The 26,390-nt window shown below is 58.0% G+C and carries 19 protein-coding genes; 4 read left to right on the top strand and 15 right to left on the bottom strand.

Translation table 11 applies throughout. The features are described 5' to 3' along the window. Window positions 1-147 precede the first annotated feature (147 nt). From LD28_RS0101405 to manA, 5 genes are all read right to left on the bottom strand, one after another. On the bottom strand, window positions 148-2,586 hold the full coding sequence (locus LD28_RS0101405; protein ID WP_033135252.1) for a GH92 family glycosyl hydrolase: 2,439 nt from the start codon (window positions 2,584-2,586) through the stop codon (window positions 148-150). 307 nt (window positions 2,587-2,893) lie between these two features. Beyond that, window positions 2,894-5,416, bottom strand: a complete 2,523-nt coding sequence (locus LD28_RS0101400; protein WP_033135251.1) for a GH92 family glycosyl hydrolase — start codon at window positions 5,414-5,416, stop codon at window positions 2,894-2,896. Window positions 5,417-5,478: 62 nt separating this feature from the next. After that, window positions 5,479-7,881, bottom strand: coding sequence for a GH92 family glycosyl hydrolase (locus tag LD28_RS0101395; RefSeq protein WP_033135250.1), 2,403 nt, complete (start codon window positions 7,879-7,881; stop codon window positions 5,479-5,481). A gap of 54 nt (window positions 7,882-7,935) precedes the next feature. Then, the gene (locus tag LD28_RS0101390) at window positions 7,936-10,632 is read right to left on the bottom strand and encodes a GH92 family glycosyl hydrolase (protein WP_033135249.1); all 2,697 of its coding nucleotides are present in this window, start codon (window positions 10,630-10,632) and stop codon (window positions 7,936-7,938) included. 639 nt (window positions 10,633-11,271) lie between these two features. After that, window positions 11,272-12,462: a mannose-6-phosphate isomerase, class I gene (gene manA / locus LD28_RS0101385; protein ID WP_033135248.1), complete on the bottom strand. Its 1,191-nt coding sequence runs from the start codon at window positions 12,460-12,462 to the stop codon at window positions 11,272-11,274. Window positions 12,463-12,579: 117 nt separating this feature from the next. On the opposite strand from manA, the gene LD28_RS0101380 reads away from it, so the two are divergent. Together LD28_RS0101380 and icd are read left to right on the top strand one after the other, a co-directional pair. Beyond that, window positions 12,580-13,455 (top strand): AraC family transcriptional regulator, encoded by an 876-nt coding sequence (locus LD28_RS0101380; RefSeq protein WP_033135247.1) that lies wholly within the window; start codon window positions 12,580-12,582, stop codon window positions 13,453-13,455. Window positions 13,456-13,611: 156 nt separating this feature from the next. Further along, on the top strand, window positions 13,612-14,865 hold the full coding sequence (gene icd / locus LD28_RS0101375) for an NADP-dependent isocitrate dehydrogenase (protein ID WP_033135246.1): 1,254 nt from the start codon (window positions 13,612-13,614) through the stop codon (window positions 14,863-14,865). Between the two features lie 74 nt (window positions 14,866-14,939). On the opposite strand, the gene LD28_RS23520 is transcribed toward icd, so the two are convergent. The 3 genes from LD28_RS23520 to dsdX form a co-directional block, all read right to left on the bottom strand. After that, window positions 14,940-15,116, bottom strand: a complete 177-nt coding sequence (locus LD28_RS23520; RefSeq protein ID WP_156120070.1) for a hypothetical protein — start codon at window positions 15,114-15,116, stop codon at window positions 14,940-14,942. A gap of 308 nt (window positions 15,117-15,424) precedes the next feature. Continuing rightward, window positions 15,425-16,756 (bottom strand): D-serine ammonia-lyase, encoded by a 1,332-nt coding sequence (locus tag LD28_RS0101370; protein ID WP_033135245.1) that lies wholly within the window; start codon window positions 16,754-16,756, stop codon window positions 15,425-15,427. A 16-nt stretch (window positions 16,757-16,772) separates the two neighbouring features. Further along, a complete protein-coding gene (gene dsdX / locus LD28_RS0101365; protein ID WP_033135244.1) occupies window positions 16,773-18,110 on the bottom strand; it encodes a D-serine transporter DsdX in 1,338 nt (445 codons plus the stop codon). Between the two features lie 223 nt (window positions 18,111-18,333). Here dsdX and dsdC point away from each other — a divergent pair, with 223 nt between their 5' ends. Beyond that, on the top strand, window positions 18,334-19,278 hold the full coding sequence (dsdC, locus tag LD28_RS0101360) for a DNA-binding transcriptional regulator DsdC (RefSeq protein ID WP_033135243.1): 945 nt from the start codon (window positions 18,334-18,336) through the stop codon (window positions 19,276-19,278). A 163-nt stretch (window positions 19,279-19,441) separates the two neighbouring features. On the opposite strand, the gene LD28_RS23515 is transcribed toward dsdC, so the two are convergent. The 3 genes from LD28_RS23515 to LD28_RS0101350 all read right to left on the bottom strand — a co-directional run bounded on the left by LD28_RS23515 (window position 19,442) and on the right by LD28_RS0101350 (window position 21,470). Further along, complete coding sequence (locus tag LD28_RS23515; RefSeq protein ID WP_005337704.1) at window positions 19,442-19,618, bottom strand: hypothetical protein; 177 nt, start codon at window positions 19,616-19,618, stop codon at window positions 19,442-19,444. A gap of 312 nt (window positions 19,619-19,930) precedes the next feature. After that, the gene (locus LD28_RS0101355; RefSeq protein ID WP_033135242.1) at window positions 19,931-20,380 is read right to left on the bottom strand and encodes a C40 family peptidase; all 450 of its coding nucleotides are present in this window, start codon (window positions 20,378-20,380) and stop codon (window positions 19,931-19,933) included. Window positions 20,381-20,561: 181 nt separating this feature from the next. Then, a complete protein-coding gene (locus LD28_RS0101350; RefSeq protein WP_033135241.1) occupies window positions 20,562-21,470 on the bottom strand; it encodes a hydrogen peroxide-inducible genes activator in 909 nt (302 codons plus the stop codon). 145 nt (window positions 21,471-21,615) lie between these two features. Here LD28_RS0101350 and LD28_RS0101345 point away from each other — a divergent pair, with 145 nt between their 5' ends. Further along, the gene (locus tag LD28_RS0101345) at window positions 21,616-22,218 is read left to right on the top strand and encodes a peroxiredoxin C (protein WP_005337701.1); all 603 of its coding nucleotides are present in this window, start codon (window positions 21,616-21,618) and stop codon (window positions 22,216-22,218) included. Between the two features lie 451 nt (window positions 22,219-22,669). Here the strand turns inward: LD28_RS0101345 and LD28_RS0101340 are convergent, their stop codons facing one another. From LD28_RS0101340 to LD28_RS0101325, 4 genes are all read right to left on the bottom strand, one after another. Then, entirely contained in the window at window positions 22,670-23,635 is a 966-nt protein-coding gene (locus LD28_RS0101340) for an alpha-L-glutamate ligase-like protein (RefSeq protein WP_033135240.1), read from the bottom strand. Between the two features lie 3 nt (window positions 23,636-23,638). After that, entirely contained in the window at window positions 23,639-25,177 is a 1,539-nt protein-coding gene (locus tag LD28_RS0101335; protein ID WP_033135239.1) for an inactive transglutaminase family protein, read from the bottom strand. A gap of 3 nt (window positions 25,178-25,180) precedes the next feature. Next, on the bottom strand, window positions 25,181-25,969 hold the full coding sequence (locus tag LD28_RS0101330) for an ATP-dependent zinc protease family protein (protein WP_033135238.1): 789 nt from the start codon (window positions 25,967-25,969) through the stop codon (window positions 25,181-25,183). Window positions 25,970-26,021: 52 nt separating this feature from the next. Continuing rightward, the coding region (locus tag LD28_RS0101325) for a DUF1698 domain-containing protein (protein WP_033135237.1) at window positions 26,022-26,390 on the bottom strand (369 nt) is incomplete at its 5' end.

Raw genomic sequence — 26,390 nt, 5'->3', positions numbered from 1 at the left:
GCAAAAAGTGCGATGGATGCCACATCCTTGAAAATGAGACGGCTCACCCCTGATTAGCAAATTGCTATTCATCCGGGGTGAGCCGTGCAGTATCACAAAGTGACATTTGTCCTGTCGGGGATGGATGTCACCTTTATGCTATCGGGATCACTTCTGTGGCGGGGTATCGCTCATCACAAAGTGGAGGTTGCCCCCCGGCACAAACTCCTTGTGCTCGAAGAAGAGACCATCCTTGAGCGGTTTGCCATTGATGGTGACCGACTGGACATAGCGGTTCTTCTCACTGTTGTTATCGGCGATGATGGTGAAGGTTCCCCCCTTGACCGGGATGGTCGCTTTGGCAAACAGCGGACGGCCGATGGTGTAGACGGCATCTGCCGCATTCACCTGATAGAAGCCGAGTGATGACATCACATACCAGGCAGACATGGCGCCCACATCCTCGTTACCTATGATGCCTGCCGGGGTGTTGGTGTACATGGTGTGGAGGATGTAATCGACCTTCTCCTGGGTTTTCCACGGCTCCGAGGTCCAGTTGTAGAGGTAGGGGATATGGTGAGAAGGTTCGTTGCCAAAGGCTACCTGCCCCAGCATCCCGGTCATGTCAGCGGTCTCCGATCCCTGACTCTCGGCGGCGAAGGTGGCATCCAGATTCTGCTTGAAGGCCGCTTCCCCGCCCATCGCGGTTTTCAGCCCCTTAATGTCATGGGGGACAAACCAGGTCCACTGCCAGGCGTTGCCCTCGGTATAGTTGCCGGTCTCATGTTCGGTGCCATAGGGATCAAACGGCGTCATGAAGGTGCCATCGATCATCACCGGACGCATGAACCCGGTCACCCCGTACTGGGTATATTCGGCCGTATTGTGATCGAAGTAGCGCTGGTAGCCGTTCGAACGAGCCAGATAGCGCGCCTCTGCCGCCGGGTTGCCGGCCGCCTTGGCGATCCGGGAGATGGCCCAGTCGTAGAAGGCGTTTTCCAGACCGTAGGAGACTGACTCGAGGGTGTAGTCAGTGAAGACAGGCTGACCGTTGATCCGCTGCACCGCCGGGGCAAAGCCGTTCTTCTCGATGTAGTCGATGTGGTTGGTCAGGGTCTTGTCCAGCACCGCCTTGTCCCACTCGGCGGCCAGCGCCGGGTAGTTGTCATAGGTGGAGGAGTCGATGGCGGCCTTGAGCGCCAGATTTTTCTCCTGCGCGGTGAAGGCATCGGGGTATTTGGTGATGGCGTCGGCAATCACCACCACCGCCGGATAGCCCACCATGGTGCCGGTCTCATCCCCCAGATGCTCCCACTTGGGCAGCAGGCCGCTCTCCAGATACTTCTGGATCAGGTTCTTGGCATATTGCACGGCGCGGGTGGGCTCGGTGATGGTTTTAAGCGGGTGCAGCGCGCGCTGGGTGTCCCACAGTGAGTAGACCGAGAAGTTGGGCTGCTCTTCGCTCGCCTGACCGTAATAGATTGAGTAGCTGCCTTCCCCCTTGGCCTGCGCCCCTTTGCCCATGCCGCGGAAGCTGCCATCCACATCCTGATGGACGATGGGGGCGATCTTGGTGTGGTAGAGGGCGGTGTAGAAGATCTCGTTTTGCTCCTTGCTGCCCCCCTCGATGGTGAAATTGAGGGCGTTGGCCCACTTCTCGCGGGCGTTGGCGCGGGCCTGGTCAAAGGAGATGTCCCCTTCAGCCTTGAAGTTGTTCCGGGCGCCGTTGGCATCGACCGCCGAGAGGGCGACTTTGGCATTGAGCTGGGCAGAACCCCCCTCTTCAAACTCGACGTAGGCGGTGACATCGGCTTTGGATTTGGCCTTGTGCTCGGCGCTCAACCCCTCTACCGGGACACCCCCGGCGAGGATGTAGACCCCTTTGATCTTCTTGTCGAAGGTCGCATAGAAGAAGATCTTCTGGTTTTTTGCCCAGCCGGAGAAGTGGGCGGCATCCCGCTCACCGGTGATGGTGTAGCCATCTTCACTGACGGTGAGTTTGTTGCGAAGCGAACTCGAGCCCCAGTCGCTGTTGAGGATCGAGTTCAAATCGATCTTCAGCCGTTGTGGTTGGCCCTGCGGATAGGTGTAGCGGTGAAAACCCACCCGCTCGGAGGCGGTCAACTCTGCCTTGATGCCATTGTCGGCGATGCGCACCGTATAGTAGCCAGGCTCGGCTTGCTCGGACTTTTTGTCCATTTTGACCGAGATGGCTTTGCGGTAATCATCGCTCTGCTCGATGTATTTGGATTTATCTTCGGTAAAGGGCAGGAACAGAATATCCCCCAGTCCCCCCATGCCGGTGCCCGAGAGGTGGGTGTGAGAGAAGCCGAACAGGGTATCTTTATCGAAGTGATAGCCGGAGGAGGAGTGCCACCCTATCAGTTCGGTATCCGGCGAGAGCTGCACCATCCCTTCCGGTACCACGGGGCCGGGAAAGGTGTGACCGTTAAAGCCAGTGCCAACAAATGGATTCACGTATTGCAACACATTGGTTGGCGTTGGCTTTTGATCGTCGTTATTGGCGTTGCTGTTATCTGAATCGCAGCCGGATAACATGGCTACGGTGCTGGTCAGGGTAATGGCCAGAATATTTTTCTTGAACATATGGAACGGCTCCATCGGGTAGGGGGTGAGCAGTCAGGATCTATTTTTCTGATGCCGGAGTGGTGCCTGAGCAATATTCAGGCTCGGTGGCATTGACCCCGGCGACTGCTATTATTCCCATGCCCCCAGTTTCATCGACAGAGTAAAAAAGTGTCATTCACTAGACTTTTGTGACAAGGCTGTCTGTTTGTGATCCGCGTATCATGTGATACAGAACGTTATATTTTTTGAGTGTTTTTGTGAGCCCAGCCAAAAAGAGGCCCAAAGGAAGCTTTGGGCCTGAACATATATTGGCAATGGATGATGGTTATTTATTATCTGAGCGGGTCGGTTTTTGCGCCGTCATGATAAATTTCAACTCACCGCCTGCCCGAATATCGCTGTGGTTGAACGTCAGGTTTTCCCCCAACGGTTTGCCATTGATGGTGACGGATTCCACATAGATATTTTTGGGGCCATTGTTTTCGGCGATCACGGTGAATTTCCCGCCATCAATATCCATCGTCACCTTGTCAAACAGCGGCCGACCTATGGTGTAGACCGGGAGCCCCGGCGTGACCTGATAGAAGCCAAGCGCACTCATGATGTACCAGGCCGACATTTGCCCCACGTCCTCATTGCCAATCAGGCCGGTGGTGGTCGGGTGGAAGAAGCTGCGCACCGCCTGATCCACATACTCCTGGGTTTTCCACGGCTCCTTGGTCCAGTTATAGAGGTAGGGGACATGGTGATCCGGCTCGTTACCCATCACGAACTGCCCGATATAGCCGGTCATATCCCCCTGCGAGGTATCGGCGTTGGAGTTGGCGGTGAAGAGGGCATCCAGATTTTTCCGGAATCCCTCCTCGCCCCCCATCGCCTCTTTGAGCCCCTCGATATCGTGGGGAACAAACCAGCTCCACTGCCAGGTGTTGCCTTCGGTAAAGTCCTGTCCCCGGTGCTCGGCACGATAGGGCCAGAAGGTGTCATAACGGCTGCTGTCGTTGATGTCGCAACCTTGTGGTGGCGTAACCGGGTCGCCGTTTTTGTCGATGGCGCAGGAGGGGTAGTTGTTGACCCAGCTACCATCGTAATTTTTGGGGCGCATAAAGCCGGTCGAACCATATTTGCCATATTGTGCCGGGTTGTAATCAAAATAGGCGCGCCAGGTGGTGGCCCGGGCCAGATAGCGGTTCTCGGCGGATTTGTCGCCCGCCAGTCGGGCCAGCTGGGCGATGCACCAGTCGTAGTAGGCATTCTCGACTCCGTAGGAAACGGACTCGTTGACCAGCTCATCGTACTTGTCCTGCGCCATGCCCCCCTCTTCCGGCTTGAGTTTGACGTTGGCGGGGACATAGCCGTGCTGCTCGGCATACTGGCCGTGACGGGTCATCACGGTGAAGCGTTTGTCGCCGTTCCAGGGATCCTGATAGGGCACCCAGGATTTGGTCAATTCGAGGTCAAAGTTGGCGGAGACGTTGGCCGCCTGCAGCGCCAGCTTTATCTCTTCTGGCGAAAACTCACCCGGGTATTTGACGATGACGTCGGCGATGATGGAGACCGCCGGGTAGCCGACCATCTCGCCGGTATAGTCGGAGTGCAGCTCCCATTTGGGCATGATGCCGCCGGTTTTATATTTGTTGAGCAGGTCGTGCACATAGTCGATGGCGCGATCTTTTTCGATGATGGTCTTCAACGGGTGGGCGGCGCGGAAGGTGTCCCACATGGAGTAGACCGAGTAGTTGGTAAAGCCCGGCTTGGCCTGATGCACCTTGCCATCCATCCCACGATAGTGGCCATCCACATCCTGATAGACGAAGGGGGCGATGTAGGTGCGATAGAGGGAGGTGTAAAAGAGCGTCTTGTCGGCATCACTCCCCCCCTCCAGGGTGAATTTATTGAGCACGTTCGCCCATGCCTGCTTGTTCTCCTGCACGACCTGATCGAAGCGGTAGCCATGTTCATCGGCACGCAGGTTGGTCATGGCCCCCTCAATGCCGGTGCCCGAGATCGCCATCTTCATGGTGATGGGCTGCTCCCCTTTGGCAAAGTTGAGCTGGGTCACCACATCCCGCACCCGGGGCCGGGTTTCGCCATACCCGATGTAATCGGCCAGCCCCACCTCGGTGTCGCTGCTCAGTTTGCCATCGACATAGAGGGTCTGCTCCACAAACGGCTCGGAAAATTCGGCGTAGAAAAAGACCGTTTGCCACTGCCCCCACTCGTTGCTGGTTCTGGCCCCGGCAATGGCGTTATCGCTCACCCGCTTGAAGTAAATGTTGCGGGAGTGGTTACCGTACTGCTCCAGCAGCTCGTGCTGCAGATCGAGCTGGACTTTGCGATCTTCCCCCGCCGGATAGCTGTAACGGTGGAAGGCGACCCGCTGGGTGGCGGTGAGTTCGGCCTTGATGCCGGTCTCCACCAGATCGGCTTTGTAATAGCCCACCTCCGACAGCTCGCTCGGCTTGTTGATGGTGACCGGGTTGGTATTGCTGCCGGTGAAGGGCAAGAAGGCGAAATCATTGAGATCCCCCTTGCCAGCCCCCGAGATATGGGTGCTGCTGAAGCCGGAAAGCTTGGCCAGATGGTGGTGGTAGTCGGAAGGGGAGCCCTTGCCATTCCAGTTGGCCGGGTTCCAGTTATCCGGGCCCGGCTGGATCATCCCTTCCGGCATGACGGGGGCCGGATTGACATTGCCCAGCCCATCGGTGCCGATCAGGGGATCGACATATTGCAGCACCTGCAAGGGGTTGTCGGGGCGCGCATCGTCGGTGGTGTCATCGTTTGCGTTGCAGCCATAAAGACCAAGCAGGGCGGTCACCATGATGGCCAGCTTGTGGGGTTTGAACATCTGTTGCTCCTGAATACCGGATATGAACACGCGGCAAGCCGGGTGGCTTGCCGCGGGTGGCGTTACGGGGTTGGTTTCTGGTTGGTCATCACAAAACGCAGTTCACCACCGGGACGGATCTCGCTGTGGGCGAAGGTGTTGTACTGGTTGAGTGGCTTGCCATTGATGGTGACCTCTTTGACATAGAGGTTGTCCGGACCATTGTTCTGCGCCACCACGTTGAACTGACCGTTGGGCAGGTTGATGGTGACCTTGTCAAAGATGGGACGACCGATGGTGTAGGTCGGGTCGCCCGGGGCGATTTGATAAAAGCCCATGGCGCTCATGATGTACCAAGCCGACATCTGGCCGACGTCTTCATTGCCGATCAGACCATCCGGGGTGGTTTTGTAGAACTCCTTGTAGACCCGGTCGAGGTACTCCTGCGCTTTCCAGGGCTGGGCGGTGCGGTTGTAGAGATAGATGACGTGGTGGGAGGGCTCGTTGCCGTGAATGTACTGCCCGATGTAACCGGTCATGTCCTGATGTGCCTCACCCCCGTTGGGATCGGCGTTGAACAGGTTGTTAAGCTTGTCGTTCAGCCCCTGCTGGCCGCCCATGATCTCGGTCAGCTTGTCGAGATCCTGCATGAAGGACCACTGCCACTGCCAGGCGTTGCCCTCGGTGTAGTAGAAGGCATCCGACTTGTAGGGATCGAAATCGGCCGCCGCGTATTTCAGGGCGCACGGATCACCGTTTTTCAGCTCGGTCGGCACGAAGAAGCCCTTGCCATCGGCATTGCCAGCCTGGGGATCCCAATGCTTGAGGGAGTTGTAGGAGCGCGCCTTGAACTCTTGATAGGTGGTCATGTCCCCCGCGGCTTTCGCCATCTCGGCGATGGTCCAGTCGTAGAAAGAGAACTCCAGCGAGTAGGAGACCGAGTTCCAGTTGGGATAACGGACGCACTGCTCTTTCTCGTGATAGCTGAGCTGACCGGCCATCAGCGAGCTCAGAATGTCGTCATGGATCTGCGGGTAATCGGCAGGCCGGTAGTGTGCCGATTTGACCGAGGCTTGCAGCGCCTCTTGCGCATCGATCAGCCCCTTGGTCACTGCATCGGCAAGGATGGCCGCCGAGGGGTAGCCGATCATGGTGCCGGTTTCCGAGCCGTGCCCTTCCCACTTGGGCAGCAGGCCGAACTCCACGTTGGATTTGCGGATCAGATCCTTGGCGTAGAGGGTCGCCTGCGGCGGGTCCATGATGGTCCACATGGGGTGAACGGCGCGGAAGGTGTCCCAGGTCGAGTAGATGGAGTAGTTGGGGGTATCGCCAGGCTGCAGGGTGCGCAGGGTGCCCTGCATATCAAGATACTTGCCATCCACGTCGAAGAGCTCGATGGGGGCGATCATCATGTGGTAGAGGGCGGTGTAGAAGTTGGTCTTCTCGGTCTGCGTGCCGCCCTGCGCGCGGATCTTGGTCAGCTTGTCGGCCCAGGCATATTCGGCCTCGGCTTTCACCTTGGCAAAGTCAAAGGTGGGGGCTTCGGCCTCCAGATTTTTCTGCGCCCCTTGCCAGCTCACCGCCGAGATGCCGACCCGGATCTCGAGCGGTTGGTCACCCTGGCCAAAATTGAGGTAGGCGGTCAGGTCATCCCCTTGATAGACGCTGTTGGGGCGCATCTCCCGGGTCGGCATCTTGTCCTGCTCGCCCAGCATGGCCTTGGCCACTGGCTGGCTGAATTTGGCGTAGAAGAAGATGTTCTGGCCCTGATGGTTCTGGCCCTGGAACCAGCCAGTGGAGGTTTTGCGGCCGCGAAGGGTGTACTCATCCACCACTTCGATTTTGTTTTTGAGCGACTGGCCGTTGTTGTTCAGCAGGGTGTGGCCCAGATCGAATTTCACATTGCGATCCGCCCCCTTGGCAAAGGTGTACTTGTGCAAACCGACCCGTTTGGTGGTGGTCAACTCAACCTCAATCCCCCCTTTGTTCAGCCTGGTTTTGTAATAACCGGCGCTGGCTTGCTCGTTGGTTTTGTCAAAGGCGTTTATCTGGGCGTCGGCCATCTCGGCGTAGGGCAGTACCAGAATGTCGCCCAGATCGGTGGCGCCGGTGCCGGAGAGATGGGTATGGGAGAAGCCGTAGAGCGGGACATCGGTCGCGACGATCTCGCCCGTGAGGTAATTGGAGGAGTCCCAGTAGCCGGAGGCTGAGTGCCAGGGGTTGAGCCCGCTCTCATGATCGGTGTTGGAGCCAATAAAGGTATCCGGCGAGAGCTGCACCATGCCGGCAGGGCGGGTGGCACCGGGGAAGGTGTGGCCGGAGGCGGCGGTACCTATCATGGGATTGACATAGTTGAGCACTGACAGGTCGACAATCGGGGTAACGGGGATCTCGATCGAGGTTGACTCTTCCTCGTCAGTACAGCCGGCGATACCGCCAGTCAGGCCGACAATAACGGCAAGGGAGATGAAGTTGCGCTTGAACATGGGCATTCCATTTATTGAGTGATGAGGGGGGAGGGAACCCTCCCCCGAAGGTGATTAACGGGAACCGGCAGGCAGGTCGCCTTCGTGCAGGAAGTTGCCGATACCTTGCGCGGGCGGCAGATCTTCCGGCTGGCTGGCCCAGTTCTGGTTGGGGCTATCGCCCATGACGAATTCAAGCTTGCCACCACTCAGGATCTCCTCATGGGTGAGGTAGCTGCGATTGAACTCGCTGCCATTGAGGCGAGCAGACTGGATGTAGATGTTGTCGCGGCTGACGTTCTGGGCCGTGACGGTGAACTGTTTGCCAGCCCCTACATCGAGCGAGGCGGTGTCGAACATGGGGGTGCCAATCTCGTAGATGCCGGAGGAGGCATTGACCGGGAAGAAGCCCAGCGCCCGGAACACGAACCAGGCAGAGAGGGTGCCAAAGTCATCGTTGCCACAGATGCCGTCCGGGGTGTTCTTGTAGCAGACGTTGGTGGCTGCCGCGATGGCGGCCTGTCCCTTCCAGGGTTGCCCTACGTAGTTGTAAAGGTAGGGCACATGGATATCCGGTTCGTTGCCCTGCACATGCTGACCCACGTTACCGGTGTTGAATACCGGGAACTGGTTGTCGCCGGCGTTGCGATCCGGGTAGGTGGTCCAGTACTCGTCCAGCCGCTTGGCAAACAGCTCGCCCCGTTTGGCCTGAGGATTCTGGGTCTGATCGAAACGGGTCATCAGATCGACCAGACCGTGGATGTCATGCTGCACGCTGAAGGCGTATTGCCAGCCGTTGGACTCGGCGAATGACCAGTTAAACATGTCCGGGCGCCAATCCTTGCCCACTGCCCGCCCGGTTTTCGGGTCGACCCAACCGGCATCGATGAACTTGCCATCGTAGTCGCGGGCCTTGAACCACCCCTTGTACTGCTTGCCACCAAAGTCAAATTGCGCCTGCCAGTTCTTGGAGCGATCGGCAAACTCCTGATAGCGGGGGTCACTTTCGCCAAACACCGCCTTGATCGATTGGGCGATCGCCCAGTCATCCATGGAGTACTCCAGCGAGTAGGAGGAGGTCCAGGCATCCTTGAAGGGGGAGTGTGATTCCCAGTCATTGGTCGGCGGCGTGTCGTGCAACTGGGCAGGCACATAGCCCTGCTGTTCGTACTCCTTGATCCAGGCGACCCCCTGGCTGGTGGATGCGCGGGCATCGGTGATCATGGCAGTCACCAGTCGCTCCTTGATCTCCTGACGTTCCGCATCGCTGAAGCCCAGGGCGATCATCCGTCTGTCCAGCGAGCCTTTGGAGAGCACATCGTGGATCACCGGGGTGGAGTGCATCCCCATCATCATGCCGGTCTCGTTACCCTTGAAGGTCCACTCCGGCAATCTGCCCTTGCGCAGGTTGCCCAGATCGTCCATCCACTCCTCCTCGGCGTAAGAGAGCATGGAGAGCACCACATCGGCGAGGCGATCCGGCTCCAGCAGTGACGAGAGGGGTTGTACTGCGCGGTAGGTGTCCCACAGGGAGAAGGTGTCGTAACGGGTAAAGTCCGCTTTGCCATCCCGGTTGGCATCGGCGGTGCGTACCGACTCCTTGAGGGTGTCGATCTGCTCGCCCCACGGCGTGTTGCCATCCGGGTAGGCATTGCGCCCCTGATGCACCTGGCGGTAGCGCCCGTCCAGATCGGAGTGGATGGTCTGGCCCAGATAGGTGTGGTAGAGCGCGGTATAGAAGGTCTGCTTGTACTCCTCATCCCCGCTGACCCGGATCTTGCCCAGCTCATCTTCCCATTTTTTAGTGGCGGCCTGACGGACATCGTCAAACGACATGTTGGCCACTTCGGTCATGTTGAGGGAGGCGCCAGCGTTGCCATCCCGGCCGATCTCGACGTTGGAGAGGGCCACCTTGGCCTCCACGGCCAGACCCTTATCTGCGGTATCAAACTCCACATAGGCGCGAGCGTACTGATATTTGCCACGGGTCTCGTTGCCGATCTCGGTGGTGCCTTCCGGCAGATCCATATAGCGGTTCTGCTCTTTGTCGAAGTAGGCGAAGCGGATAGTTTTGATGGGCTGGTCGAACTCCATCACGAAGAACTCTTTCTGGCTGGGGGCCCAGCCGTCAGAGAAGCGATGGCCCTCGATCCGGTTGTGGGTTTTGTCCCATTTCAGATAGGAGTCTGAGGTGTAGTCCCAGTTGACCTTGAAGCCGAGGTTGACCACGATTTGTGATTTTTTATCCTGCGGGAAGGTGTAGCGATGAACACCTACCCGATCCGAGGCGGTCAGCTCGGCCTTGATGCCGTAATCCTTCAGAGTGACCTTGTAGTAGCCCGCCGTCGCCTCTTCATCCTTGTGGCTGTAACGGGAGGCCTCCAGATTGAGGGAGGCCGACCCCTCGTTCAGCATGAAATTGGAGCGGGAGTTGATCGGCATCACCAGAATATCGTTGAGATCCCCGGCTCCGGCCCCCGAGAGGTGGGTGTGAGAAAACCCGGCGAGGCGGTTGTCGTGGTAGTAATAGCCGGAGATATATTCCCAGCCATTGGCGCCGTTGTTGGGCGAAAGCTGCACCATGCCGTGCGGGGTGGTGGCACCGGGGTAGGTGTTGCCCAGATTCCCTGTGCCGATAAACGGATTGACGTAACGGGAGACGCTGGTCTCGTTATTGTTATCGCCAGCGGTATCTGAGTCATTTTGACAACCGGATATACCAACCAGACCAGCCAGTACGGCACACGCAAGTAGAGAACGTTTCAGTTTCATATTTGTCGCCACAGGTTAATGGATGTAGGGTATCGAACGTATAAAAACCGATAATGCAGTTGCCGGTTCAGCCAATGAATATCTGCCGGACGAGAGGGCCATCTGCATGTATTGCCCGGCTATCACTGGATATAGAGGGTGACAGGGGCAAATATCAGCCAGATAAAATGGATAATGAAAACGATCTGGCCATACAGGCGGAAAATAAAAGCGCAGGAAAATAACAGGCAGCAATGGCCTGATTTGAAAATAATCGACCTTCCACGACTTAAATGAATATCGGAACTGTCGTTACACCTTGCATATATAAATAGTCTGAAGCTTTATTCCCGCTGCCTGTAAATTAACGGTTTCTATTATTTCTTTGATTAATATCCGGGGACAGAGGAAAAAAATGGCATTAACTGGATTTTTATGACTGTTGCGGAAGGGTGTGAGCTGGCTCGCATAACCGCAGGGTGGCGTGACCACGGAGGCCAAATGATATTAATCATTATAAGTCAACGTGTTATTCTTCGGCGTTGGGTTAAATGACCAACTTTGTGAGCCGTACCCGCACCCATGTGGTCAGATGAGCTGGAAAAAAGGGCCCTGAAGGGCCCTCTGAACAGACGGTGGTGAGCCGATGGCCTACCAGGATCAGCGGTTGCTGGCGCGGGCAAAACGCCCTTCAGCTATCACGCGATAATCGCCGGTGCTGGCGGGCACAAAGGCAGATTGCCCGACGGTCAGTGTCAGATGCTCATCATGTTGGCCAATGAGAGTGATGGGCCCATCGATAGCAAACAGGATCTCGGCATTGCCGGTGGTCAGGGCATGTTCCCCTGCACCATAGACGCTGAAGGTGAAGTCCGGTACCGGCACGTCGAAGTGCTGTACTGCGCCTTCCATGCGCGGGCTAAGCAGGATCTGGTCGTCCGGTTTGGCGACACAGCGGGTGCAGGCCAGCAGCTCCGGCACATCCATGTATTTGGGGGTGAGCCCTGCGCGCAGCACGTTGTCGGAGTTGGCCATGATCTCGAGGCCAGTGCCGTGAATGTAGGCGTGAGGGGTCTGGGCATCGAGGAACATCGCCTGACCTGGCTCAAGCGTCACCACGTTGAGCAGCAGCGGTGAGAAGAGCCCCACATCCCCCGGGTACTGGTTGGCCAGATTGCTGATGGTGGCGAAGGTCTCTTCATCCTGATGGGCAGCGGCATAAGTCAGCAGGCCAGCCAGCGCCTCATCCTTGCGCGCACCGCAGAGGATCAGCAGCTGGTGGAAGAAGTGCTGCAAGCCAGCCTCATCCTGTGACTGGCGCAGCGCCGTGGTCAGGTCGGTCAGTGCAGGCAGCGCCATCCGATCGAACAGGGCCAGGATGGCCGGGATGGCGCGAAAGCCGTTCATCGCCTGATAGCGGGTGAGGGCAAAGACCAGCTCCGGCTTGTGGTTCGGGTCCTTGTAGTTGCGGTTGCTCGCCTTGATATCGATGCCAGCGGCCTCTTCTTTGGCAAAGCCCGCTTCGGCCTGGGCCTTGCTCGGGTGCACCTGAATGGAGAGCGCTTGCTCGGCGCAGAGCACCTTGAACAGGAAGGGGAGTGAGCCGAAGCGCGCCTGGGTGGCTTCGCCCAGCATGGCGACGGGGTTGGCTTCAATCAGGCTGGAAAGCTTCACGCTCTCGCCCGCCAGCGTCACTTCGGAGCAGCCATTGGGGTGAGCGCCCATCCACAGTTCTGCTTGTGGTTTGCCCTCGGAATTGGCGATGCCAAACAGCTTGGTCAGGGAGTCACGACTGCCCCAGACATAATCCTGGATCGGGTTGCACATTAGAAAAAACGGCGGGTAGCTCATGGATGGCTCCTTGTATCAGAACGATTTTTTTGGGAATTTCAGTCTGGCGCGGACTATAGCATGGCAGGGGCAGCGCACCGCAATCGGTTGCTCTCTGCATCTTGATCAGGATCATTCATGAGTATCATCTTTACCCAGCTGTTGGATGGCTTTCTAAGTGAGGGGGAAGGCTTTGAGAAGGTGTTGTTTGCCTCTGACAAAGGGGTGCCTCCCTGCTTCAGTTATCAGGTCAACTTCCCGCGTCTCGAGCTGGTATTCAGTGGCCACTATCTCAACCAGATCTGGTCCCCGGAGGGGGATGTGCAGTCGGTACAGATGGGGCAGCGGGAGGCGATGTACATTCCCCCCAACGGCTGGAACAAGCCGGACTGGGACAACGACTGTTCCGTGCTCAGCCTGTTGTTTGGCAAGCGCCAGATAGGGTTCAGTCTGGTGAGCAAGCACAAGGGGGACACCGGCTTTTTTGATGTGCAAAAGCACAGTATTCAGGCCGGGGCGGGGCGGGCGCTCGATCATATCCTGCTCTCCCTCAACACTCTGGCGCAGGAGCAGGTAAGGGCGCCGATGGACAATCACCTGCTGCAGGCGCTGCTCAGTTACTCGCGGCAGTTGCTGGTGGAGTCGGAGAGCGGTCGTCCGCGCGGCTCCGATCTCTTCCACGGCATCTGCATCTACATTCAGGAAAACTTTCATCGCCCCATCAGCCGCGAATGCATTGCCGCCCGCTTCAATCTCTCCCCCAGCCACCTCTCCCGCTTGTTCCGCCAGCAGGGGCATATGCGGCTGGCGGACTACATCAGCTGGGTACGGCTGGAGCGGGCCAAGTTCATGCTCAAGAAGTATCGCTTTCGCCTCGAAGAGGTGGCCAATCGCTGCGGGTTTACCGACGTGAACTACTTCTGTCGGGTGTTCAAACAGAAGACCGGGTTGACCCCTTCCCAGTACCGCTCCCTGAGCCAGCCGCAGGCGGCGGCCAGCGAGCTGGAGGGATAACGGGACGGGGTCTGGGAGGCGTTGTAACGGCGCACTGGTGGGTGGCTACCTCTTTGGTCTGACATGCTTGCTTGTCGTTTTATTATGAAAATGAATGGGCTAAGATGGCCGCGCGCAACAAACAAGTTGATAACAAACGGAAGTTAGGAGATGCCGATGGAAAGCAAAGTAGTAATCCCGACCCAGGGTCAGAAAATCACAGTTGATGCCAACGGCAAGCTGCAGGTTCCCAACCATCCGATCATTCCGTTTATCGAAGGGGATGGCATCGGTGTTGACGTAACCCCGGCCATGTTGAATGTGGTGAATGCTGCGGTCGAGAAAGCCTACAAGGGCGAGCGCAAGATCGCCTGGATGGAGATCTACACCGGCGAGAAGTCGACTCATGTCTATGGCGAAGGGGCCTGGCTGCCGGCCGAAACCCTGGATTTCATTCGTGAATATTGCGTGGCCATCAAGGGCCCGCTGACCACGCCGGTCGGCGGCGGTATTCGCTCCCTCAACGTGGCCCTGCGTCAGGAGCTGGATCTCTACATCTGCCTGCGCCCGGTCCGTTACTACGAAGGGACCCCGAGCCCGGTCAAGCGTCCGGATCTGACTGACATGGTGATCTTCCGCGAAAACGCCGAAGACATCTATGCCGGTATCGAGTGGAAGGCCGACAGCGCTGAAGCGAACAAGGTGATCGCCTTCCTGCAAAACGAGATGGGCGTGAAGAAAATTCGCTTCCCCGAGTCTTGCGGTATCGGCATCAAGCCGATGTCCAAGGCCGGTACCGAGCGTCTGGTGCGTGCCGCCATCGAGTATGCCATCGACAACGATCGCGACTCCGTGACCCTGGTGCACAAGGGCAACATCATGAAGTTCACCGAAGGTGCCTTCAAGGATTGGGGTTATGCCCTGGCCCAGAACGAGTACGGTGCCCAGCTGATTGACGGCGGCCCCTGGTGCTCCTTCAAGAACCCGAAAACCGGCAAGACCATCGTGGTCAAGGATGTCATCGCCGATGCCTTCCTGCAGCAGATCCTGCTGCGTCCGGCCGAGTATGACGTCATCGCCTGTATGAACCTCAACGGCGACTACATCTCCGATGCGCTGGCCGCTCAGGTGGGCGGTATAGGTATCGCACCGGGCGCCAATATCGGTGACGGCGTGGCCCTGTTCGAAGCGACCCACGGTACTGCGCCGAAATATGCCGGTCAGGACAAGGTCAACCCGGGCTCACTCATCCTCTCTGCCGAGATGATGCTGCGCCACATGGGCTGGGTTGAAGCGGCCGATCTCATCATCAAGGGGATGGAAGCGGCCATCGCCAACAAGACCGTTACCTATGACTTCGAGCGTCTGATGGAAGGGGCCACTCTGCGCTCCTGCTCCCAGTTTGCTCAGGACATGATCGACCAGATGTAATGTCGGTTGATGGTCAGAAATGCAAAACCGGCGCCATGAGCGCCGGTTTTTTTATCGGTGAAGAGCGAAGGGGCTTATTGCGCCTGCTCTACGTGTTGCTGATAGCGTTGTTGCCATTTGCTGGTTTCTGCTTCATCGCCCTGTGCCTTCCAGAAGGCGCAGATGGTGTTGGCAAGTTCCGAGGCCATCGCGTGATCTCCGTCGCGACGACTCGTCAGATAATCTCCCAGCCAGCTTTGATATTGTTTCATTACCCGATCTCCTTATCTCATGTGCTCTCGATGGTGCCCACCTTGACGGAAACCTGTCGGCTCGCCACGGGGGTAACATCATCAGGCATGATGGTGCAGAGTCACGACCCGGCCAGATAACCTGATGGGCAATCTGGCGGCGAACGTGACGCGAGATGTCAAAAAATGAGCGCCATTTTAGCACAAACTGACCTACTTGGGGAAATTGTCGCCACGGATTGCGACGGATCAGCCCCATCCCCTTGTTCCCAAAACAGAAAACCCGCCGTGATGGCGGGTTGATTTGCAGATAAATGTGGCAAAACAGCCTAGATCTTGGCGCTTGCCAGGTACTTTGCCATCTCCTCGGCGGGCACCATGCCGCCGCCGGTGGCCCATACCAGATGGGTGGCGCGGGCCATGGTTGCGGCATCGAAACCGCGCCCGACTTGCCACTCGGGATTGGCCGCCACCCGCCACGGACCGGCCATGCCTGCCAGCGCTGAGGGCTCCAGCTTGATCTGCTCCTCGCCGGCCAGCAGTCCCAGCAGGTCGTACATCTCCTGATCGCTCAGGGTGTAGAAGCCCGCCAGCAGTCGCTCCATGGCGCGACCGACGAAGCCGGAGGCGCGCCCTACCGCGAGGCCATCGGCGGCGGTGAGGTTGTCGATGCCCAGATCCTGCACCGCAATGGCATCGTGCAATCCGGTGTGGACCCCCAGCAGCATGCAGGGGGAGTGGGTTGGCTCGGCAAACAGACAGTGAACATGGTCACCGAAGGCGAGCTTGAGGCCAAAGGCAACGCCACCCGGGCCGCCGCCGACGCCGCAGGGGAGGTAGACGAACAGCGGGTGGTCGGCATCCACCTTGATGCCCATCTCGTCGAACTGCTTTTTCACCCGCTCACCGGCCACCGAGTAGCCGAGGAACAGGGTGCGGGAGTTCTCGTCATCGATAAAGAAGCAGTTGGGGTCGCGCTCGGCCTCTTTGCGACCCTGTTCCACCGCCACCCCGTAATCTTCGGCATATTCGACCACGATCACCCCATGTTCGCGCAGCTTGCGCTTCTTCCACTCCCGTGCATCGGCCGACATATGGACGGTGACGGTAAAGCCCAGCTTGGCGCTCATGATGCCGATGGACATGCCAAGGTTGCCGGTGGAGCCCACAGCGATGCTGTACTGGCTGAAGAACTGGCGAAACTCCTCGCTAAAGAGCTTGCGGTAGTCATCCTCTTCGCAGAGTAGTCCGGCCTTGATGGCCAGCTGTTCGGCGTGGGTCAGCACCTCGTAGATACCGCCACGGGCCTTGATGGAGCCGGAGATGGGCAGGTGACTATCTTTTTTCAGCAGCAGTTTGCCGGTCACTTCGACCCCGTAACGCTCATTGAGGGTGCGCTGCATCGCCGGAATGGCGGCGATCTCGGACTCCAGAATACCGTTGCTGGCGCGGGTCTCGGGGAAGGCTTCGCACATGTAGGGGGCGAAGCGGGCCAGACGAGCGGAAGCGTCCGCCACATTGTTGTTATCGAGCCCCACATAGGGCAGACCGGCAGCCAGGGTGGTGGTGTTGGGATTGAACCAGCTGACTGGCTCAAGCGCGATCAGGGATTGCACCAGTGGAAATTGCGCTGTGAGCTGTTGTACGTCGATGTTTTTCATAGTGTTCTCGGTCTTGTTACACGATACAGGAGAGCAGGAAGGTACCGGCCAGCGCCATCAGGGAGGCGACAAAGGTGGCGGTGGTGTAGTACTTGAGCGTTTCGTTCAGGGTGGCGCCGCAATACTGCTTGACCAGCCAGAACAGGGAGTCGGTCACCATGGTGCAGCCAATGGCGCCGGAGCCGATGGCCAGGGTCATGATCTCCGGGCTGATATCCGGGTAGTGCGCCATGATGGGGGAGACGATAGCTGTGGCGCCCATCATGGCCACGGTGGCAGAGCCCACGGCGGCGTGCAGCACGATGGCCACCAGCCAGGCCAGCAGAATGGGGTGCATATCCAGCTGGGAGAGGATGGTGGCCAGGCTATCGCCCAGCCCACTCGCCTTGAGTACGCCGTTGAAGGCGCCGCCCGCTCCGATAATGAGCAGGATATTGGCGATGGAGGAGAAGCACTCCTCGGTCTTGTTGAGCAGCCCTTCCATCTTCATCTGCTGGCGGATCCCCAGCACGTAGTAGGCGGTGAAGGCGGCAATGAACATGGCGGTGATGGGGTTGCCGATAAACTCCAGCACGGTATAGAGGTGGCTGGCGTGATCCATGTTGAGCTCGGCGACCGTCTTGGCCAGCATCAGCAGGATGGGCAGCAGCACGGTAAAGAGCGAAGCACCCAGGGTCGGGAGAGTTGCCTCATCGCGCGCCTTGATGTCGGCAAAGGCATCGGGGACCCCCTTGAACGGGAGCCGGTTGCCCAGCAGCTTCAGAAATAGCGGGCCACCTACCAGCGAGGCAAACAACCCAACTGCGAGGCCATAGACGATGACGGAACCCACATCAGCGCCCAGCTGATTGGTGACATAGAGGGCCGCCGGGTGGGGCGGTACGATGCAGTGCACGGCCATCAGGGCGGTGCAGAGCGGAATGGCCAGCTTGAGCAGCGAGGTGTTGGTCTTGCGGGCGATGGAGAAGGCCAGCGGAATCAGCAGCACCACACCGACTTCGACAAACAGGGTGATGCCGCACACCAGACCAACCAGCACCATGATGACATCCGGCGAGAGCCAGCGGCATCTCTGTAGAGTGAGGCCGATGCGCTCCGCCGCCCCCGACACCTCCATCATCTTGCCGAGTATGGTGCCAAGGCCGATGACGGCGGCGAGAAAGCCGAGCGTGCCGCCAATCCCCTCTTCCATGGCGCTGACCATCTTGAGGGGATCCATCCCCATCAGGGTGCCCACATAGAAGCTGGCCAGCAGCAAGGCAAGAAAGGGGTGGATCTTGCCCTTCACTATGGTGACCACGATAAGAACGATGCTACTTAGCAAGGTAGCGATGACCCATACATCTGAACTCATACTGCGCCTCGACATCTGTTGTGTGTGATTGTTTATGCGCTTATTGAATGAAAATGAGGCGAGGCTGACAAATGATGAAATCAGTCTCTTGGGTGAACTGAGGTGATGCAATGGCGCTGCATTGGTCACAATTTATCGAAATCACATCATTTGGGTCTTTTGACCTCATCCTGAAGGTGGCCTTCGGGTGTATCATCGACGGCCATTGCGAAAAGGGGGATGAATGTATAACGGGGATAATTACATATCGCGCAACAAGCTGCTGAGTGGTTACCAGTTGGCCAAGCTGCATACCTTCGAGGCGGCCGCCCGTCACGGATCCTTTGCCATGGCGGCCGATGAGCTGTCGTTGAGCCCCAGTGCCGTGAGTCACCGGATCAGCGCGCTGGAAGAGGAGCTGGGGTTCAAGCTCTTTGAGCGTTTTCACCGCAAGGTGGTGTTGACTGCGGAGGGGCAGCGGGTGTTCTGGGCGCTCAAATCCTCGCTGGAGTTCATCAATCAGGAGATCCTGGAGATCAAGAATCAGGAGCTCTCCGGCACCCTCACCATCTATTCGCGCCCCTCCATCGCCCAGTGCTGGCTGGTGCCAAGGCTGGCGGACTTCTCCCGCCTGCATCCGCAGATCGAGCTCAATATCATCACCGGCAACGAGAACATCAACCTGCACGGTTATGGCATTGATTTGACCCTCTATTTCGATGAGAAGAGCCCGGATCGGCTTGCCATCCACCCGCTGATGGATGAGTTCATGCTGCCGGTCTGCAGCCCGGAATATGCCGAGCAGCACGGGCTTGTCGGCAATCCAGCCAACTTGTCCTTGTGCCGTCTGCTCCATGATCGGCAGGCGTGGGGATTTGACTCGGATACCGACGAGTGGAGCTGCTGGGCTCGCCATGCCGGGGCCAGCCTCGAGGCATGCCAGCTGAGCATGGGTTTTGATCGCTCGGATCTCGCCATCATCGCCGCCATGAATCACGCCGGTATCGCCATGGGGCGCAAGAATCTGGTAAGCAAGCGGTTGGCGCGCAACGAGCTGGTGGCCCCTTTCCCCGGGCTGGAGGTCAAGTGCGAGCAGCGTTATTACATGGCGACCCTGCCCAACCGCGAGTGCCCCAAGATCCAGGCCTTTATCGACTGGGCGCAGGGGATGGCTGCCGAGATGGAATGAGCAGAGGCTGTTACGCAAGAGAGCAACATGCAGGCGGCAAAACGCGAGTTAACGAAGGTAGCGGTTTAACGTAGCGGGAAAATAGGGGGAGAGGGGTCAGCGGATGGTAGCGAGTGGCCTTGCTGCCAACACCTGATGGCTGGCAGCAAGGGGACGGTCGGGATCAGGTGGTCTTTTCCAGATGGTTCTGGTAAATCTGCTGCCACTTGTCCAGCTCGTTTTCATCACCCTGTTGCTGCCAGAACTCGCAGATGGAACTCGCCATCTCGCATGCCATGGCGTGGTCACCGTCACGGCGACTCATCAGGTATTGCCCCAGCCAGCTTTGATACTGTTTCATTGCACGATCTCCTTATCCATTTAACCCTTGATACAGCAGCTGTGGGCAGTCCGTCCGGGGTACTGCATCACAGCTCACTTCCGCCACCTAATCTGGCAATTTCAGCCCTGCAGTTACTGTCAATTTGGACAGCTAGCGTATGCAAAAAAGGCGAAAGTGTTAAAAATCGGCCATCACCTTATCACAAAATGATGGGAAATGCAGGCTTTGGGTTCAATTGAGTTATAAGTGAGGCGATCTCCCCCTGTCTGACGACAATGATTGACCGCACCGATCAGAGAGAGACGGTTTGGATAGGATAGCGGTGGCCTGTTACTGGGTCAGGCGGCGTGCCTGCCAGTAGCGGCTGTTCCAGTAGACATTGTCAAGGCGGGAGCGGATCACCCCCTTGCTGGTGGAGGCGTGGATAAACTCGCCGGCACCGGTATAGACCCCCACATGGTACTGCTGCCAGCCGGTCTTGAAGAAGACCAGATCCCCGTGTTGCAGTCGGTAGCGATCCACCGGTTTGCCGATACTGGCCTGGGATTCGGTGGTTCTTGGCAGGTTGACGCCCAGCACCTGGTTGTAGGCGAGCTGGGTGAAGGCGGAGCAGTCGAGCCCGGCGCGGCTGGCGCCGCCCATCCGGTAAGGGACACCGCGCCACTGCTGGTAGAAGCCATCAAAGGCACTGCTCTGCCGGGGGGCCGGAGGCGGCTCCGGCGTGCTGGAGCAGGCGGCCAGCAGCAGAGTCAGCAGGATGGGCAGCAACGGACGGTACATCAGGGCACATTCTCCAGAACAAACGTGGCAAAACAGGTGCGACAGGACACGTTCGGCACGACAACTTTTCCATCATAAACAAGGTATTGGCCAGATACCTAGCTCTGTGTGACAAAAATGGTCGTTTTGTTGCAAAAAAACGCCAGCACGGTGGCTGGCGCTTGGGGTCTGGCGTCACTGGTCAGGAGGCGGGACTGATCAGCGGTTTGAGCAGCTCGGCCAGCTTGTAGAAGGTCTGCACCCGGGTGGTGCTGGGGCGCCAGACCAGCCCGATCTCGCGATAGGGGGTCTCCCCCGGCAGCGGGATGGCCACCAGATCGGAGTTGGCGAGAATGCCTGCGTCTATGGCCATTTGTGGCAGGAAGGTGGTGCCAAGACCCGCTTCCACCATCTGCACCAAAGTGTGCAGGCTGGTGGCGGCGAACGGGTTGATCTTGCTCTTGTCCCGCAGGCGGCAGGCGCTCACCGCGTGCTCGGTGAGGCAGTGTTCCCGCTCCAGCAGGAAGATGCTCTGGTTGGGCAGCTCCTTGTAGTCGAACGGGGTATGCAGACCGGCCGCCATGCTGGCGGGCATCACCATGTGGAATGGATCCTGACCGACGGTCTTGCAGTGAAAACCGCCGATCTCGATGGGCAGAGCGAGGATCAGCAGATCGAGCTGACCCTGTTCCAATTGCTTGAGCAGATTGCTGGTGGTGTCTTCACGCAGCAACAATTCGAGGTCAGGATAGGCCTTGCTGCACTCTTTCAGTAGCTTGCTGAGCAGGAAGGGGGCGATGGTGGGGATGCAGCCCAGACGCACAGTCCCTTGCATCACGCCGCCCTGATGTTGACCGAGCTCCATCAGATCCCGTGCATCGGAGAGCAAATTGCGAGCGCGCTCGACGATTTCCATGCCGACCGGGGTCATAATGAAGCTCTTGTGGTCCCGCTCCACCAGCTGCAGGTTCATCATATCCTCCAGCGTCTGGATCCCGGTACTCAGGGTCGACTGGCTGACATGGCAGGCCTTGGCGGCGCGATTGAAGTTCTTGTGCTCGTCGAGAGCAACCAGATATTGCAGCTGTTTGAGGCTGGGCCAACGTTGCATAGAAAAAACCGATTAATGCTATCTATTTAATTTGATTTACTAATCTACCATCGGGTCTATAGTTTGTCGCTTGAATTAGATGGACTTGGCTCTAGGTAGCCCAATCCTCACCGGATTGTTCACTTCACATAAAGAGGAATTGAATATGGTATTGGTAGGCCGTCCCGCACCCGATTTTACCGCCGCTGCTGTTCTGGGTAATGGCGAGATCGTTGATTCATTCAACCTGTCATCCCACATCAAAGGCAAAGCTGCCGTTGTCTTCTTCTATCCGCTCGATTTCACCTTCGTCTGCCCGTCCGAGCTGATTGCCTTTGATCACCGTTATGAAGAGTTCCAGAAGCGTGGCGTGGAAGTGATCGGTGTTTCCATCGATTCCCAGTTCTCCCACAATGCATGGCGCAACACCAAAGTGGAAGATGGTGGTATCGGTCAGGTCAAGTACCCGCTGATCGCCGACGTGAAACACGAAATCTGCAAAGCCTATGACGTTGAGCATCCGGAAGCCGGTGTGGCGTTCCGTGGCTCCTTCCTGATCGACAAGAACGGTGTCGTTCGTCACCAGGTTGTCAACGATCTGCCGCTGGGCCGCAACATCGATGAGATGCTGCGCATGGTCGATGCCCTGCAATTCCACGAAGAGCACGGCGAAGTGTGCCCGGCTCAGTGGGAAAAAGGCAAAAAAGGTATGCAAGCCTCTCCGGACGGCGTTGCCAAGTACCTGTCCGAGAATGCTGACTCCCTGTAATCGGGTCGCACTCTGCTTGAAGAACCGGCGCCAAGGCGCCGGTTTTTTTATGCCTTCTGCTCATCCCCAACCCATTAAACAGCGGAGTACGATCGTCTCGCCGCTGCACCACCCCCTATCGGAAGATGCCGTTAGGTGGCGTCTCACCGGGTGATCGGCGGTTGGGTTCTGACTCACTATGGTGGGTACAGGGAGGTGCTGATAGCTGGAGTGTTTCGCTAGTGCAACAGTTCTACAGTTTTCTGGATTGAATTTGCAACAATCTAGGCCGGTTTGGCTTGCGTCACGAGGGCGAAACGGGTGAACAGCGGACTCCGCTTTTTATCGTCTGTGGCTCAATATGATGAGGTTCGGGGCCATGTTGTTGGCCACTGGCAAGGGGCGAGGTGACAGGTGAAGAGAGGCCATAAAAAAGCGCGCCATGGGCGCGCTTTGTTTAACCGCTGAGGCGTTATTCCTCAAAGATACCGAAGTGCTCTTTGGCGAAGTTGACCCGCTGTTCGACGTTCATCTTCACCTGACCCAGCTTCTCGATGGTCTTGAGATTGGGCACCAGACCGCGACCGTTGGCGATCTGGATGGCAAGACCGGGACGGGCGTTGAGCTCCAGCAGCATGGGGCCGCGGAACTTGTCCAGCACCATGTCGGTACCGATATAACCCAGACCCGACATCTCGTAGCAGGAGGCGGCCAGGGTGAGCAGGGTATCCCAGTGGGGCACCTTGAGCTCATAGAGGTCGAGACCGGTATCCGGGTGGTGACGCAGCGGATTGCCAAACTGCACCGCCCGCAAGGCACGACCGGTACGCAGGCACAGACCCACCCCCACGGCGCCCTGGTGCAGGTTCGCCTTGCCGTCCGAGGCGGCGGTGGAGAGGCGCATCATCGCCATCACCGGGAAACCTTTGAAGATGATGACCCGGGCATCGGGTACCCCTTCGAAGGAGTAGCCGTCGAACACATCATCGAAGTTGATGAGGCCTTCCACCAGCGCCACGTCGGGCTTGCCGCCGAGTGAATAGAGCCCCGCCAGAATGTTGGAGACATGACGCTCCAGATCCTGACCGTTGGAGGCACTGCCGTTGGGCTTGTAGAAGAGGCCATCTTCCTGGCGCAGGATCACCAGGATCCCCTTGCCGCCCGAACCACGGGCCGGTTTGATACAGAAACCCGGCCAATCCTTCACCAGCTCGGTGATGCGGCCCACGTCGTGCTGGGCACGGATGGTACCGATCAGTTCCGGCACCGTCACCCCTGCATCCAGCGCAATGCGCTTGGTCTGCAGCTTGTCATCCACCAGCGGAAAGAGGCTGCGCGGATTGTAGCGGCTGATGTAGGAGTGGTTGCGCTTGTTCATGCCGAGGATGCCTGCCTGTGACAGGCTCCACGGGGAGGTATATTTTTCCCAGAACCACATCTGTTACTTGTCCTTACCCGGGGTGGCACCAGATTTCATCTCGTCCACCAGCGGCTTGAAGCGCTTCAGTTCGCTCAGCTTGTAGCCGGTGTAGTTACCCATCAACAGCACGGTCGCCATCAGCACCAGCTGCAGACCGAGGAAGTTGAAGGTGAGGTGACGGATCAGTTCGTTGTCCATCGCCAGATAGGCGATAACGGCCACCAGCAGAGAGCCACCACCCTGGCGGAACACCTCTTTCGGACCCTCTTCTTCCCACAGAATGGACATCCGCTCGATGGTCCAGGAAAGAATGATCATCGGGAAGAAGGTGATCTTCATGCCATCAGTCAGCCCCAGCTTGAAGGCAAACGCGGAGAAGATACCGATCATCGAGATAACCATGATGATGATCGCCGATATTCGGGCAACCAGCAGCAAGTTGAGCCGCGACAGGTAGGAACGGATCACCAGACCGGTGCCCACGATAAGCAGGAAGCCCACCAGACCGGTGATCAGCTGGGTCTGGATAAAGGCGACGGCGATCAGCACCGGCATAAAGGTACCGGAGGTCTTGATACCGACGATAACCCGCAGGAACACCACCATCAGCACGCCGATCGGGATCAGCAGCAAGCCCTTGAACAGGGTCTGCTCTTCCAGCGGCAGGCTGTGGATGGAGAAGTTCATCATCTCTGATTTTTCGAACTTCTGGGCCAGCGCCACGCTCACCGGTTGCTCTTGCTCGATCATCGAGAAGCTGACGCGGGAGTTGTGACCGCCGGTTACATCCAGCAGGGCGCCGGAGTTGTATTCCCACAACAGCAGGTTGGCCGGACGGCCCTGTTCACCGGTTTGCGGGTTGAACAGCTTGTAGTCGGCCGGGCTGTTGAACACCTGCAGGTAATCCACCAGCTCCTGGCGGCGGCGACCATCTTCCAGGTTCAGTGCATGGACCACGCGGGTCGGCACGTCAGCATTGTTGAGCAGCTCGGCGATCAGGTTGGCGCGGCTCTTGTGCTTTTTCAGCAGCTCGGCGTTCTGCTCCTGCTTCTCGATCTCCTTGATGATCTCGCGAGTCAGGGTGTAGCCATCGGCAGAGCGCTCCTGGGCCCGCTCGAGGATCTGCTTCATCGCAGTGGCGTAAGGCTCACTCTCGATTTGCTTCTCGATGGCGGGCGGCTGCGGATTGGCGGCCGGTTTGGCATGGGCATCCGCCATCATGTCGACGCGGTAGTAGAGCTCCTGACGGCCAGACGCGGTGCGAATGGACCACTCGGCGCGGGCATCGCCATCTTTCTCGACAAAGGAGAGGCCGTAGCCGGGGCTGGCGGCGTTCTCGTTCATCAGGGTAAATCCGGGCTGGGTGCCCGGAATGGCCAGAGAGGCGATCACCGGATCCCCGGTCGCTTCAAACTCCAGCTTGGCTTCGATGGACCAGATCTGGCGCTTTTCACCGGGCGTCAGCGGCACGTCCAACGCGATATGGTGATAAATCGTCATCCCCAGGCCGACAATGTACAGCAGGGCTACCAGCAAATAGAACGGCTTACGGGAAACCATGGATTATTTCACATCCTTGAGCTTGGGTTTGGGTTGGATATATTCGCGGGCCACATCAACCACGGCGATGTCTTTCAAAAATTCGCGACCCAACAGCACAGGGAAGGCCATGTCGCTACGATCTTTCAGGGTAAATTCGGCTTTTTCGGTCATGTCGCCAATGCGCACAGCCAAGCGGACCACCGGACGGCGGTCGAGGTCATCGGCGGAGGCCTGACGCACCCGCACGTGGCGCACCAGCGGTGCTTCGATCTGGATCTTGTCATCCACATCCTGATGGCTCAGGAAGAAGCGTACCCAGTTTTTGCCGTTGCGCTCGAAAATGGTGATCTCTTGCGCGCTGATGGAGGAGGTGGTCGCACCGGTATCGACCCGTGCCTGGAAGGCGTCGTTGGCGGCATCGACCCAGATCCACTCCGCTTCACCCACCATCAGCTTGCCATCAATGGTGTGGCCCTGATTGGGGGCCGGGCACTTCTCCACTGGAACGGCCATCGGTTTTGGCGGTTCGGCGGGGAGGGTGGCGAGCTTGTGGTCTACTTGTTTGACGGACTCTTTCATATTGGTGACATCTGTGTTGAGCTGAACCAGCAGGTGCTGTTGCTGCACATACTGCTTCTGTTGCTGTTCCATGGATGTTTGCAGGCGCTGTTCGCTCTGGTTGAGTTCGCTACGAAGCTCGGCCAGCGTCAGAGCAGGAACCTGAGGCGCTTTTTCCATATTGACACACCCGCCGAGACTAAGCAGGGAGAGCAGGGTCATTCCTTTTAATTTGCTTTTCATGTCATTCATTTAACTGTGCTTCCTGGAATTGGGTCAGTGTAACTTCCTGAATCGCCATCGGCTAGTCTTTGGCCTTGCGGGCAATCAGTACGGCACGTTTCGGCGCCGGGTGTCCTTCTACCGTGAGTGCCGGATTGTCTGAGTCCAGATAGTCACTCAGGGATTCATTAATCATCCAGTCGGTACGACGCTGTTCGTCGGTGCTGGTCATATTCTCGTCTACTATTCGCACGTCGGTGAAACCGCAGCGCTCGACCCACAACTTGAGGGCGCTACTTGAGGGGATAAACCAGACGTTGCGCATCTTGCCGTAACGGTCGGTGGGCACCAGCACGTCGTTGACACCGCCGTCAATCACTAGCGTCTCCAGCACCAGCTCGCCATCGTCCTTGAGCTGATTACGCAGCTGCTCGATGTGCTCGATGGGGGA

Origin of the sequence: Aeromonas finlandensis, assembly GCF_000764645.1 — a bacterium.
GTDB classification, from domain to species: domain Bacteria; phylum Pseudomonadota; class Gammaproteobacteria; order Enterobacterales; family Aeromonadaceae; genus Aeromonas; species Aeromonas finlandensis.
This window is presented reverse-complemented; position numbering and strand designations above follow the sequence as displayed.

Excerpts from the sequence above, each read along its gene's own strand:
- LD28_RS0101405 (WP_033135252.1), bottom strand. The coding sequence starts at position 2,586 with ATGTTCAAGAAAAATATTCTGGCCATTACCCTGACCAGCACCGTAGCC.
- LD28_RS0101400 (WP_033135251.1), bottom strand. The coding sequence starts at position 5,416 with ATGTTCAAACCCCACAAGCTGGCCATCATGGTGACCGCCCTGCTTGGT.
- LD28_RS0101395 (WP_033135250.1), bottom strand. The coding sequence starts at position 7,881 with ATGTTCAAGCGCAACTTCATCTCCCTTGCCGTTATTGTCGGCCTGACT.
- LD28_RS0101390 (WP_033135249.1), bottom strand. The coding sequence starts at position 10,632 with ATGAAACTGAAACGTTCTCTACTTGCGTGTGCCGTACTGGCTGGTCTG.
- manA (WP_033135248.1), bottom strand. The coding sequence starts at position 12,462 with ATGAGCTACCCGCCGTTTTTTCTAATGTGCAACCCGATCCAGGATTAT.
- LD28_RS0101380 (WP_033135247.1), top strand. The coding sequence starts at position 12,580 with ATGAGTATCATCTTTACCCAGCTGTTGGATGGCTTTCTAAGTGAGGGG.
- icd (WP_033135246.1), top strand. The coding sequence starts at position 13,612 with ATGGAAAGCAAAGTAGTAATCCCGACCCAGGGTCAGAAAATCACAGTT.
- LD28_RS23520 (WP_156120070.1), bottom strand. The coding sequence starts at position 15,116 with ATGAAACAATATCAAAGCTGGCTGGGAGATTATCTGACGAGTCGTCGC.
- LD28_RS0101370 (WP_033135245.1), bottom strand. The coding sequence starts at position 16,756 with ATGAAAAACATCGACGTACAACAGCTCACAGCGCAATTTCCACTGGTG.
- dsdX (WP_033135244.1), bottom strand. The coding sequence starts at position 18,110 with ATGAGTTCAGATGTATGGGTCATCGCTACCTTGCTAAGTAGCATCGTT.
- dsdC (WP_033135243.1), top strand. The coding sequence starts at position 18,334 with ATGTATAACGGGGATAATTACATATCGCGCAACAAGCTGCTGAGTGGT.
- LD28_RS23515 (WP_005337704.1), bottom strand. The coding sequence starts at position 19,618 with ATGAAACAGTATCAAAGCTGGCTGGGGCAATACCTGATGAGTCGCCGT.
- LD28_RS0101355 (WP_033135242.1), bottom strand. The coding sequence starts at position 20,380 with ATGTACCGTCCGTTGCTGCCCATCCTGCTGACTCTGCTGCTGGCCGCC.
- LD28_RS0101350 (WP_033135241.1), bottom strand. The coding sequence starts at position 21,470 with ATGCAACGTTGGCCCAGCCTCAAACAGCTGCAATATCTGGTTGCTCTC.
- LD28_RS0101345 (WP_005337701.1), top strand. The coding sequence starts at position 21,616 with ATGGTATTGGTAGGCCGTCCCGCACCCGATTTTACCGCCGCTGCTGTT.
- LD28_RS0101340 (WP_033135240.1), bottom strand. The coding sequence starts at position 23,635 with ATGTGGTTCTGGGAAAAATATACCTCCCCGTGGAGCCTGTCACAGGCA.
- LD28_RS0101335 (WP_033135239.1), bottom strand. The coding sequence starts at position 25,177 with ATGGTTTCCCGTAAGCCGTTCTATTTGCTGGTAGCCCTGCTGTACATT.
- LD28_RS0101330 (WP_033135238.1), bottom strand. The coding sequence starts at position 25,969 with ATGAATGACATGAAAAGCAAATTAAAAGGAATGACCCTGCTCTCCCTG.